We start from the raw sequence: 11,341 nt of genomic DNA, 5'->3' as shown, positions 1-11,341 counted from the left end.
CCGGTTCCAGCACGGGCCCGTCCAGGGTCTGGCGGCGCAGCACCTCGACCGTGCAGCGGTCGGCGCCGCTGTGCCGTACGACGTTGGTGACGGCCTCCCGCAGCGCCCACGCCAGGGCGGCCTCGGTGCCCTGCCGGGGAGTGCGGGCGGGGTCGGCATGCGCCCCCGGCGCCCCGACTGCGCGCAGCTACGCGAGCATGCGGCCCCGGGTCGCCGGTGTGCGGGTCGGTGGGGTTGTCGGGCGGCTGGTCACTTGTCGTCCGGGGTGGTGTGGTCGGTGTGTTTGGTCGGTTGGCGGGGGTGTGTGCGGAGGCGGGCTGTGACGTCTTCCGGGGGGAGGAAGCGGGACCAGCGTTCCGGGAACTCGGAGGGCATGTCGGCGGCGTCGTCGTCCGGGTCGTCCTGGGCGCGGTAGGCGGCGAGGGCGGCGGCGTACTCGGCGAGTTCCTCCTGCCGGGCGCGTTCGTTGGCGGCGCGGGCCGCGGCGGTCGCGGCGGCGGGCCAGACGCGGTCGATGGCCGCGTTGACGGCGGCGCCGACGAGCACGGCGAACGCGGACACGCCGATCCACAGCAGCACGGCGACGGCGGCGGCGAGGGAGCCGTAGATCGTGGCGCCCTCGATGGTGGACTGCAGGTACAGGCGGAGCAGGAAGCTGCCGAGCACCCACATCGCGAGGGCGACCAGCGCGCCGGGCACGTCCTCGATCCACGGGGAGCGGACCGGCACGGACACGTGGTAGAGCGTGGTGAGGAAGGCGACGGACAGCACCAGCACCACCGGCCAGTACAGCACCTGCACGACCGTCGTCGACCAGGGCAGCACCCGCACGACGGCGTCCGGTCCGGCGACCATCAGCGGCAGCGCCACCGAGCCGATCAGCAGGGCGATCACGAACAGCAGGAACGCCATCAGCCGTGTCTTGACGATGCCGCGGACGCCGTCGAGGCCGTACATGACGGTGATGGTGTCGATGAAGACGTTCACCGCGCGGGAGCCGGACCACAGGGCGAACAGGAAGCCGATCGAGATGACGTCGGGCCGGCCGCCGTTGAGGACGTCGTCGAGGATCGGCTGGGCGATCTGCTGCACGCCCTTGTCGGACAGGACGGTGCGGGAGGCGTCGAGGAGGTTGGTCTCCAGGCTGCTGATGGTGTCGGTGCCGGTCCAGTCGTCGACGTAGCCGAGCAGGCCGATGAGGCTGAGCAGCAGGGGCGGCACGGACAGCAGGGTGAAGAACGCGGCCTCGGCGGCGAGCCCGAGGATGCGGTACTCGATGCAGGAGTTGACGGTGTCTTTCAGCAGCAGCCAGGCGGTCCTGCGCTTGGAGACGTTCCGGTACAGGGCGCGCGCCCGGTGGAGGCGGCCGTGAGGGCTCGGTGACGGCTCGGGTGACTGACTTGCTGGCTGCACGCCCTAAAGGTATCCGCCGTGGACGGGTGCACTCACACCCCAGGTGGGGCGGGGGCGGCCGGGTGCCGGGGTCCGGCCGTGTCGGGCCGGTCATGGGCGGCGTCGCGGCGGGTAGGTTGCGGGACATGGCAGGCAGCACGCACACCGTGAGCAACCAGCCCGAGCCGCTGACCGGCTACGACGTCTACGGCACGGACCGTGCCCTGACCGAGGCGGTCGAACGGCATCTGGACCCCGATCTGCTGGACGAGGCGCGGGCCGGGCTGTCGGCACTGGGCCGGTCGGCGGGGTCGGCGCAGCTTCAGGAGTGGGCGGCGCAGGCGAACGAGGTCCCGCCGCGGCTGCGGACGTACGACCGGTACGGGCACCGGATCGACGAGGTGGAGTTCCATCCGGCGTGGCACCGGCTGCTCGGCAAGGGCGTCGCCGCGGGGCTGACGTCGGCGTGGGGGCGGCCGGGCGGGCATGTGCGGCGGGCGGCGGCGTTCCTGGTGTGGACGCAGGTGGAGGCGGGCACCTGCTGCCCGCTGTCGATGACGCACGCGGCGGTGCCGGCGCTGCGCGCCGAGCCGGACCTCGCCGCCGAGTGGGAGCCCCGGCTGGCGTCGCGGATCTACGACCGTGAGCTGCGGCCGGCGCGGCTGAAGGCGGGCGCGCTGTTCGGGATGGCGATGACGGAGAAGCAGGGCGGCAGCGACGTCCGCGCCAACACGACCGTCGCCCGGCCGCTCGCCGAGGACGGGGAGTACGAGCTGACCGGGCACAAGTGGTTCTGTTCGGCGCCGATGTCGGACGGTTTCCTGGTGCTGGCGCAGGCGCCGGGCGGGCTGACGTGCTTCCTGGTGCCGCGGGTGCTGGAGGACGGCACGCGCAACCCGTTCCTCTTGCAGCGGCTGAAGGACAAGCTGGGCAATCGGTCGAACGCGTCGGCCGAGGTCGAGTTCGCCGGGACGTGGGCGCGGCGGGTCGGTGAGGAGGGGCGCGGGGTGGCGACCGTCATCGGGATGGTCGCGGCGACCCGGCTGGACTGTGTGCTGGGCTCGGCGGGGCTGATGCGGCAGGCGGTGGCGCAGGCGGTGCACCACTGCTCGTACCGGGAGGCGTTCGGGGCGCGGCTGGTGGACAAGCCGCTGATGCGCAATGTTCTGGCCGATCTGGCGGTGGAGTCGGAGGCGGCGACGGCGCTGGGGATGCGGCTGGCGGCGGCGTACGACGACGGGGGCGAGGAGGAGCGGGCGCTGCTGCGGCTGGCGGTGCCGGCGGCGAAGTACTGGGTGACGAAGCGGTGCACGCCGGTGGTGGTGGAGGCCGCGGAGTGCCTGGGCGGCAACGGCTATGTGGAGGAGTCGGGGCTGCCGCGGCTGGTGCGGGAGTCGCCGCTGAACTCGATCTGGGAGGGCGCGGGCAATGTGCAGGCGCTCGATGTGGTGCGGGCGTTGCGGCGGGAGCCGCGGGCGCTGGACGCGTACCTCGTGGAGATCGGGCGTACGCGGGGCGCGGACCACCGGCTGGACGCGGCGGCGAAGGGGCTGCTGACCGAACTCGGGGATCTGGAGGGCGTGGAGGGGCGGGCGCGGCGGCTGGCGGAGCGGCTGGCGCTGGTTCTTCAGGGGTCGCTGCTGGTGCGGTACGCGCCTGCGGAGGTCGCGGACGCGTTCTGCGGGGCGCGGCTGGGCGGGGACGGCGGGGCGGGGTTCGGGACGCTGCCGTCGACGCGGGCGCTGGCGGGTGTGGTGGAGCGGGCCCGGCCGGTGGAGTAGGGGGGCGCGGTGCGGTGAGGGGACCCTGGGGCGGGACACGAAGGCGCCGGGGGCCCCATCGGGAGCCGAGCGGCGAGGGCCGGGGCGCGAAGGGCCGGGAGGCGCGTGCGCCGGAGTGCGGGCGCGCGGCAGGTCGTGGAGCAGCGCGGGGGTGGTGCTGCGCCGACACGGCACCACCCCCGCCGCTACGGCCCCCGAAGGGGCCGGTTCACGCCGCTCGGGACGGCGTGCATCAAGTTTCAAGCAATTGTGGGGGCTCCCACCAGGGTTGCAGGGGGTTGCAACCGGTGGGCCCGTTGTGACCGGAGTGTGTCCCTCCGTCACCGTGGGGCGGCAAGATGGGGGCGCACACCGAATGCGTGGAAACAGGACCGGAAAACGTCGGCCGCAGGGCTTGACATCCGGGTGGTACGGCCCGTCTCGGGAGGACCCAGTGGCGAATCCGCCGATCAACGTGACGCACCTCGCCGCCGTCGACGCGGCTCGCGCCGCGCGGGTGCTCGCCAAGGTGCGCGACGCGGCGCTGGCCGGGCGGCGCACGCGCATCCCGCCGCGGCCGGTGATCGAGGAGTCCTGGGGGCGGATGCTGCGCAGCGGCGTCGACCCCGACCACGATTTCCGGGCGGGGCTGCTGCCGGAGGAGGAGCTGCGCCGCCGGCGGGAGGAGTCGCCGCTGCGGCATGTGCTGCCGGTGCTGCGGCAGGGGCTGCTGTCGGTGGCGGACGTCGCGCAGCACATCATGGTCGTCGCGGACGCCGACGGGCGGGTGCTGTGGCGGGAGGGTTCGCCGACGGTGCTGCGCAAGGCGGACGGGCTGGGTTTCGAGCCGGGCGCGGACTGGCGGGAGGACGTGGTCGGCACCAACGGGGTGGGCACACCGGCCGTGGTGCGGCGTCCCGTGCAGGTGTTCGCGGCGGAGCATTTCGTACGCTCGCATGCCTCGTGGACATGTGCGGGGGCGCCGATCACCGATCCGCGGGACGGGCGGATGCTGGGCGTGGTCGATGTGAGCGGCCCGCTGGAGACGATGCATCCGGCGACGCTGGCGTGGGTGGACTCGGTGGCGCGGCTCGCGGAGGCGCGGCTGCGGGAGATGCATGTGCAGTCCCTGGAGCGGCTGCGGGCGACGGCGGCGCCGCTGCTGGCGCGGGTGGGGGGCCGGGCGGTGGCGGTGGACCGGGACGGCTGGACGGCGGCGGTGTCGGGAATGCCGTACACGAGCCGGGTGGGGCTGCCGAAGTCGCTGGCGCCGGGCCGCCGGTGGCTGCCGTCGCTGGGGGTGTGCGCGGTGGAGCCGCTGGCCGAGGGGTGGCTGCTGCGGCCGGTGGACGCGCCGGGCGAGGTGCTGCCGGAGGGGGGCACGCGGATCGTGCTGGATGTGTCGCAGCCTCGGCGGTGGACGGTGACGGTGTCCGGCGGTGCGGGCTCGTGGACGCACGAACTGAGCCCGCGGCATGCGGAGTTGCTGTATCTGCTGGCGGTGCACCGGGTCGGGCTGAGCGCCGCCGAGCTGGCGGAGGGCATGTTCGGGGATCCGGCGCGGACGGTGACGGTGCGGGCGGAGATGTCCAGGGTGCGGCGGTATCTCGGGGAGTTCCTGGACCATCGGCCGTATCGTTTCCGCGAGGGCGCGGACGTGGAGGTGGTGCTTCCGGAGCAGCCGGGGGCGCTGCTGCCGCACTCCGCCGCGCCGGGTGTGGTGCGGCGGCGTAATTCCGTCGCTGTCCACTGACCCTGGGCGGACATTCTGCGCCGAACGGGCGCTTCGGGTGTATCTTCCGTATCTTTCCGGGGTCTTCGCTCCCCGCGGTGCCGCTCTGACATAGCATCGCGTGCTACGGGTCACCTCACCTGCTCCTGCAGCCAACCTACGGATCACCGGGCGCAGTTGGCTCGCCTCGGGAGGAACGATGAAGCATCGCGGGAGACATCGCCGGCGCAGACGGGGCAGGGCGCTGCGTGCCGTCCTGGCCGGGACCGCCTTCGCGTTGACGGCAGCCGCCACCATGATCAGCGCCTCCCAGGCCACGGAGACCGACGACCCGGGCCGCCCGGTGGCGCTGACCTCCGCCGAGGAGCTGCGGGAGCTGACGCTGGAGCGGGAGCCGGTGTTCGCGGCGGACGCGGACCGGCTGACCGCGGCGATGGGCCGGCCCGTGGGGGTCGGCGAGGTCCTCGCCGGCGCCGACCACACCCTGCGGGGCGCGCAGGAGTGCACGTCGGACGAGAAGCGGGCGCTGCCCGCGGCACCGGCGGCCACACGCGCGTACTGCTTCGACGCCGCCGACACCGCCTCCCTGCGGCCGGGTGCGGTCACCGCGCCGGGCGACTCCGCCGACGGGCGCTGGGACGGCGAGCGGGTGCTGCTGTCGGCCTGGTCGGGGCCGGAGCGCGACGGTGAGGCGGGGGCGGCGCGGCTGGCCGTCGTCGACGCCGACGACCCGGACCATCTCGCCTACACGTGGGCGCTGCTGACGGTGCCGGTCGACGGCGGCCGTGACTACCGGGCACTGTCCTCCGAGGTCACGGGCATGGTCTGGTACGGGCGGACACTGCTGGTGACCGCCGACGGCACGGACGGGCGGGCGCTGTACGTGTACGACGTGGGCCGCGTCCAGCGTGCCGACGTGGACGGCGCGGCCGTGGGCCGGGTGCCGGGCGGCTGGTCGGCGGCGGGCGCCCGGTTCGTGCTGCCGGCGGTGGGCGCGTACCGGATGCCGGGTGACGTGCGGCTCGGCAGCATCTCCCTGGACCGCAGCACGGCCCCCGACGCCCTGGTGGCGAGCGAGTCGGTACCCGTCGGCAGCGACCGGCCGACCCGGCTGTGGCGCTGGCCGGTCGCACTGGACGCCGCCGGACGAGGGCTGCCGGTGCTGGACGCGCACGGCCGGGCGCTGCCCGAGGCGGCGTACGAGACGAAGGTCACCGGGGTGCGCGGGGTGCTGGCGAACGGCCCGGACTGGTATGTGGCCCGGGCGACGGGCGAGGCGGACGGGCGCGGCATGCTGGGCCGGCTGGGCACCGAGGGCGCGGCGGCGGCGCAGTGCGGGCCGGACGGCACGCACCAGTGCTGGAGCGCGCCGGCGGGGCCGCTGTCCGTGGCCGACGGCACGGGCGCGGTGTGGTCGCAGGCGGGGCGGATGCTGTTCTCGCTGGGGCTGGGCACGATCGACAGGTCGCTGGCCTGAATGGTTCCCTTGCGGGTATGGCAAGCATCCCCGTGACCACCTGGTCCCTCGAACAGACGTCCCCGTCCGACCTGCTTCCGGCCGCCGCGCCGGAGGGCGATGTGCGGATCGTGCGCGCCGAGGTGCCCTCACCCGAGTTCAGCCGTTTCCTGTACGCGTCCGTGGGCGGGGACATCCGTTGGACCGACCGGCTCGGCTGGTCGTACGCCCGCTGGCAGGAGTATCTCGACCGGCCCGGTGTGGAGACGTGGGTGGCGTACGAGCGGGGGACGCCCGCGGGGTACGTGGAGCTGGAGGCGCAGGACGACGGTGTCGTGGAGATCGTGTACTTCGGTCTGATCCCGGCGTTCCGGGGCCGGCGGATCGGCGGTCATCTGCTGTCGTACGGCACCGCGCGGGCGTGGGATCTCGCGGAGCGCTGGCCGGGGCTGGCCGAGACGAAGCGGGTGTGGCTGCACACGTGCAGCAAGGACGGCGAGTTCGCGATGGACAACTACCAGCGGCGCGGTTTCAGGCTCTTCGACACGAAGGTGGAGGAGGAGCGGGACGTGCCGACGCCGGGGCCGTGGCCGGGGGCGTTCCCCGCCTGACCGCGCCCGGACCCTCCCGGACCCTTCCTGACCGTCCAGGACCGTTCCGGGCCCTCCAGGACTGTCCCGGACCGTTGCGGAACCTGCGGGCCCCCACCGGGACCCTTGGCCCGCCCGGAGCCCCCCGAGCACTACCGGGGCTCCGGTCCGTCCCTCCGCCTCATACCGTGGCTGACCTGCGTCGACAAGAGCCTGTGCGGAGGTTGTGACGGACGACACCCTTGTCTCACGTTCCGGGACAAGGGTGTCCGCATCTTGGACGAAGGTGGACTGTGTCCAGATCGCCATGACACGCTTCCGCCATGTCTGGAACTGGAATCGCCTTGGTGAGTCGGCGGCACGTCGACCTCGGCCGCATGTCCAGCGCCATCTGTCCGATGCGCTGACCGCCCGCAGCATCCCCGGTTCCCTCCTTCTCTGGCTGCCTTGCGCAACGACGCGCACGCATGCCCGTATGCGCTGAAAAGCGCAGCTCAGAGCCCCTGCCCGTCACCCGACCGCCGCTCCTGGCGCCGGCGTCGCGCGCGCCGACGCCGGCCGTCGCTGTCCGAAGGACGTATCCACCATGGCCGCCACCCCGCAGAACCCTGCCGCCTCCGCGCCCCGCCGCAAGGTGAGCCGTCACCGCGGCGAGGGTCAGTGGGCCGCCGGGCACTTCACCCCGCTCAACGGCAACGAGCAGGTCAAGAAGGACGACGACGGTCTCAATGTGCGGACACGCATTGAGACGATCTACTCCAAGCGCGGTTTCGACTCCATCGACCCCAGCGACCTGCGCGGCCGGATGCGCTGGTGGGGCCTGTACACCCAGCGCAAGCCCGGCATCGACGGCGGCAAGACCGCGGTCCTGGAGCCGGAGGAGCTGGACGACAAGTACTTCATGCTGCGGGTCCGCATCGACGGCGGCGCGCTGACCACCCGGCAGCTTCGGGTCATCGGCGAGATCTCGCAGGAGTTCGCGCGCGGCACCGCCGACATCACCGACCGGCAGAACGTGCAGTACCACTGGATCCGGATCGAGGACGTGCCCGAGATCTGGGACCGGCTGGAGTCCGTGGGCCTGTCCACCGTCACCGCGTGCGGCGACACCCCGCGCGTGATGATCGGCTCTCCCGTCGCCGGCATCGCCGAGGACGAGATCATCGACGCCACCCCGGCGCTGGAGGAGATGAAGCGCCGCGTCCTCAACAACAAGGCGTACTCCAACCTCCCCCGCAAGTTCAAGACGGCCATCTCCGGCTCGCCGCTGCTCGACGTGGTGCACGAGATCAACGACGTCGCCTTCGTCGGTGTCCGCCACCCCGAGCACGGCCCCGGCTTCGACCTGTGGGTCGGCGGCGGCCTGTCCACCAACCCCAAGCTGGGCGTACGGCTCGGCGTCTGGGTACCGATCGACGAGGTGCCCGACGTCTACGAGGGCGTCATCTCCATCTTCCGCGACTACGGCTACCGCCGGCTGCGCAACCGCGCCCGGCTGAAGTTCCTCGTCGCCGACTGGGGTGCGGAGAAGTTCCGCCAGGTGCTGGAGGACGAATACCTCGACGGGCGCAAGCTCATCGACGGGCCCGCCCCCGAGCAGCCCGTGCAGCAGTGGCGCGACCACATCGGCGTCCACCGCCAGAAGGACGGCCGCTTCTACGTCGGCTTCGCGCCGCGCGTCGGCCGGGTCGACGGCGCCACCCTCACGAAGATCGCCGACCTCGCGGAGGCGCACGGCTCGGGCCGGGTCCGCACCACCGTCGAGCAGAAGATGATCGTCCTGGACGTGGAGCAGGACCGGGTCGACTCCCTCGTCGAGGGCCTGGAGGCACTGGACCTCACCGCCCGGCCGTCCAGCTTCCGGCGCGGCACCATGGCCTGCACCGGCATCGAGTTCTGCAAGCTCGCCATCGTCGAGACCAAGCAGCGCGGCTCCAACCTGATCGACGAGCTGGAGCGCCGCCTGCCCGACTTCGACGAGCCGCTCACCATCAACCTCAACGGCTGCCCGAACGCCTGCGCCCGTATCCAGGTCGCGGACATCGGTCTCAAGGGCCAGCTCGTCCTGAACGACAAGGGCGAGCAGGTCGAGGGCTACCAGGTGCACCTCGGCGGCGCGCTGGGCCTGGAGCCCGGCTTCGGCCGCAAGGTGCGCGGCCTGAAGGTCACCGCGGACGAACTGCCCGACTACATCGAGCGGGTCCTCAAGCGGTTCCAGGCCGAACGCCACGACGGCGAACGGTTCGCCGCCTGGGCGGCCCGCGCCTCCGAGGAGGCCCTGAAGTGAGCGAGCGAGCAGCGCCCTTCTACTGCCCCTACTGCGGCGACGAGGACCTCAGGCCCAGCGAGGAAGGTCACGGCGCCTGGGAATGCGCGGCCTGCAACCGCGCCTTCCGGCTGAAGTTCCTCGGGCTGCTCGCCCGGGGCGTTCAGCGAGCCGACGACGGAGGGGATGCGGCATGACCACGGCTCAGAGCGAACGTACGGCGGACGAGTTGAAGGCACTCGCCGAGCAGGCGGGACGCGACCTGGAGGACGCCTCCGCGCTGGAGATCCTCCAGTGGGCGGCCGACACCTTCGGCAAGGGCTTCTGCGTGACCTCCTCCATGGAGGACGCGGTCGTCGCCCATCTGGCGTCCCGCGTGATGAAGGGCGTGGACGTCGTCTTCCTCGACACCGGCTACCACTTCGAGGAGACCATCGGCACCCGGGACGCGGTCGAGGCCGTGATGGACGTCAACGTCATCACACTCACCCCGCGCCAGACGGTCGCCGAGCAGGACGCCCAGTACGGGCCGAAGCTGCACGACCGCGACCCCGACCTGTGCTGCAAGCTGCGCAAGGTGCAGCCGCTGGAGGAAGGCCTCAAGGGCTACCAGGCGTGGGCGACCGGACTGCGCCGCGACGAGTCCCCGACCCGGGCGAACACCCCGGTCGTCGGCTGGGACACCAAGCGGCAGAAGGTCAAGGTCTCCCCCATCGCCCGCTGGACCCAGGACGACGTGGACGCCTACGTCTCCGAGCACGGCGTGCTGACCAACCCGCTGCTGACGGACGGCTACGCCTCCATCGGCTGCGCCCCCTGCACCCGGCGGGTGCTGGAGGGCGAGGACGCCCGCGCCGGCCGCTGGGCGGGCCGCGCCAAGACCGAGTGCGGGCTGCACGGATGAGCGCGCACACCGCCGGCACCGAGGCCGCCCACACCGCACCCACAGCTGCCGGTGCCACTGCTGAAACCGAAGCGACCGCCGAGATCCAGGAGAACGACGTGACGAGCGGAGCCACCGTCTGGCTCACCGGTCTGCCGAGCGCCGGCAAGACCACCATCGCCCATGAGCTGGCCGGGCGGCTGCGCGCCGAGGGCCGCCGGGTGGAGGTGCTCGACGGCGACGAGATCCGCGAGTTCCTCTCCGCGGGCCTCGGCTTCTCCCGCGAGGACCGGCACACCAACGTGCAGCGCATCGGCTTCGTCGCCGAACTGCTCGCCCGTAACGGCGTGCTCGCGCTCGTCCCGGTCATCGCGCCGTACGCCGACAGCCGCGACGCCGTCCGCAAGCGGCACGAGGCCAACAGGACGCCGTACGTGGAGATCCATGTGGCCACGCCGGTCGAGGTGTGCTCCGTCCGCGATGTGAAGGGCCTGTACGCCAAGCAGGCCGCCGGCGAGCTGACCGGACTGACCGGCGTCGACGACCCGTACGAGGAGCCCGAGACGCCCGACCTGCGGATCGAGTCGCAGAACCAGACCGTGCAGGAGTCCGCGGCAAGCGTGTACGCCCTGTTGACCGAGAAGGGACTGGCATGACGACCGTCGCCACCACCGCCAAGGAGGGCACGGGCACCCCGTACGCCCTCTCCCACCTCGACGCACTCGAGTCCGAGGCCGTGCACATCTTCCGCGAGGTCGCGGGCGAGTTCGAGAACCCGGTGATCCTGTTCTCCGGCGGCAAGGACTCCATCGTCATGCTGCACCTGGCGCTGAAGGCGTTCCGCCCGGCGCCGGTGCCGTTCGCGCTGCTGCACGTGGACACCGGGCACAACTTCCCCGAGGTCCTCGACTACCGCGACCGCACCGTCGCCCGCCACGGCCTGCGCCTGCACGTGGCCTCGGTGCAGGACTACATCGACCGCGGCGTCCTCAAGGAGCGCCCCGACGGCACCCGCAACCCGCTCCAGACGCTGCCGCTGACGGAGAAGATCCAGTCGGAGAAGTTCGACGCGGTCTTCGGCGGCGGCCGGCGCGACGAGGAGAAGGCCCGCGCCAAGGAACGCGTGTTCAGCCTCCGCGACGAGTTCTCCCAGTGGGACCCGCGCCGCCAGCGGCCCGAGCTGTGGAACCTGTACAACGGCCGGCACGCCCCCGGCGAGCACGTCCGTGTCTTCCCGCTGTCCAACTGGACCGAGCTGGACG

The 11,341-nt window shown here is 72.7% G+C and carries 11 protein-coding genes and 1 pseudogene; 10 read left to right on the top strand and 2 right to left on the bottom strand.

Annotated elements, in window-relative coordinates:
- Both MTQ10_RS21060 and MTQ10_RS21055 read right to left on the bottom strand, forming a co-directional pair.
- Window positions 1–127, bottom strand: a pseudogene (locus tag MTQ10_RS21060) (sensor histidine kinase); the annotation flags it as partial.
- 122 nt (window positions 128–249) lie between these two features.
- Entirely contained in the window at window positions 250–1,413 is a 1,164-nt protein-coding gene (locus MTQ10_RS21055) for a YihY/virulence factor BrkB family protein (RefSeq protein WP_247470524.1), read from the bottom strand.
- A gap of 125 nt (window positions 1,414–1,538) precedes the next feature.
- On the opposite strand from MTQ10_RS21055, the gene MTQ10_RS21050 reads away from it, so the two are divergent.
- The 10 genes from MTQ10_RS21050 to cysD all read left to right on the top strand — a co-directional run.
- A complete protein-coding gene (locus MTQ10_RS21050; protein WP_247470521.1) occupies window positions 1,539–3,173 on the top strand; it encodes an acyl-CoA dehydrogenase family protein in 1,635 nt (544 codons plus the stop codon).
- A 433-nt stretch (window positions 3,174–3,606) separates the two neighbouring features.
- Window positions 3,607–4,905, top strand: a complete 1,299-nt coding sequence (locus MTQ10_RS21045) for a helix-turn-helix domain-containing protein (protein WP_247470519.1) — start codon at window positions 3,607–3,609, stop codon at window positions 4,903–4,905.
- Between the two features lie 178 nt (window positions 4,906–5,083).
- Complete coding sequence (locus MTQ10_RS21040) at window positions 5,084–6,361, top strand: hypothetical protein (RefSeq protein ID WP_247470515.1); 1,278 nt, start codon at window positions 5,084–5,086, stop codon at window positions 6,359–6,361.
- Window positions 6,362–6,378: 17 nt separating this feature from the next.
- Entirely contained in the window at window positions 6,379–6,951 is a 573-nt protein-coding gene (locus MTQ10_RS21035; protein ID WP_247470512.1) for a GNAT family N-acetyltransferase, read from the top strand.
- A gap of 302 nt (window positions 6,952–7,253) precedes the next feature.
- Window positions 7,254–7,337 carry a putative leader peptide gene (locus tag MTQ10_RS31715; protein ID WP_343234115.1) on the top strand — a complete coding sequence of 28 codons (84 nt, stop codon included), beginning with the start codon at window positions 7,254–7,256 and terminating at the stop codon, window positions 7,335–7,337.
- A 179-nt stretch (window positions 7,338–7,516) separates the two neighbouring features.
- A complete protein-coding gene (locus MTQ10_RS21030) occupies window positions 7,517–9,217 on the top strand; it encodes a nitrite/sulfite reductase (RefSeq protein WP_247470510.1) in 1,701 nt (566 codons plus the stop codon).
- Window positions 9,214–9,393 (top strand): hypothetical protein, encoded by a 180-nt coding sequence (locus tag MTQ10_RS21025; protein ID WP_247470507.1) that lies wholly within the window; start codon window positions 9,214–9,216, stop codon window positions 9,391–9,393. The genes MTQ10_RS21030 and MTQ10_RS21025 overlap by 4 nt, the downstream gene beginning before the upstream one ends.
- Complete coding sequence (locus tag MTQ10_RS21020) at window positions 9,390–10,100, top strand: phosphoadenylyl-sulfate reductase (RefSeq protein ID WP_247470504.1); 711 nt, start codon at window positions 9,390–9,392, stop codon at window positions 10,098–10,100. Before MTQ10_RS21025 ends, MTQ10_RS21020 begins: the two co-directional genes overlap by 4 nt.
- Entirely contained in the window at window positions 10,097–10,735 is a 639-nt protein-coding gene (cysC, locus tag MTQ10_RS21015; protein ID WP_247470499.1) for an adenylyl-sulfate kinase, read from the top strand. Before MTQ10_RS21020 ends, cysC begins: the two co-directional genes overlap by 4 nt.
- Window positions 10,732–11,341: sulfate adenylyltransferase subunit CysD (gene cysD / locus MTQ10_RS21010; RefSeq protein ID WP_247470496.1), on the top strand; the 610-nt coding region annotated here is incomplete at its 3' end. The genes cysC and cysD, both read left to right, overlap by 4 nt.

The organism is Streptomyces sp. XM83C (genome assembly GCF_023072675.1).
GTDB lineage: Bacteria > Actinomycetota > Actinomycetes > Streptomycetales > Streptomycetaceae > Streptomyces > Streptomyces thermocoprophilus.
The sequence above is the reverse complement of the archived record's forward strand: the minus strand, read 5'-3'. Positions and strand labels throughout refer to the sequence as shown.

Coding starts and splice junctions, on each gene's coding strand:
- MTQ10_RS31715 (WP_343234115.1), top strand. CDS start 7,254: ATGTCTGGAACTGGAATCGCCTTGGTGAGTCGGCGGCACGTCGACCTC.
- MTQ10_RS21040 (WP_247470515.1), top strand. CDS start 5,084: ATGAAGCATCGCGGGAGACATCGCCGGCGCAGACGGGGCAGGGCGCTG.
- MTQ10_RS21035 (WP_247470512.1), top strand. CDS start 6,379: ATGGCAAGCATCCCCGTGACCACCTGGTCCCTCGAACAGACGTCCCCG.
- MTQ10_RS21030 (WP_247470510.1), top strand. CDS start 7,517: ATGGCCGCCACCCCGCAGAACCCTGCCGCCTCCGCGCCCCGCCGCAAG.
- MTQ10_RS21050 (WP_247470521.1), top strand. CDS start 1,539: ATGGCAGGCAGCACGCACACCGTGAGCAACCAGCCCGAGCCGCTGACC.
- cysC (WP_247470499.1), top strand. CDS start 10,097: ATGAGCGCGCACACCGCCGGCACCGAGGCCGCCCACACCGCACCCACA.
- MTQ10_RS21020 (WP_247470504.1), top strand. CDS start 9,390: ATGACCACGGCTCAGAGCGAACGTACGGCGGACGAGTTGAAGGCACTC.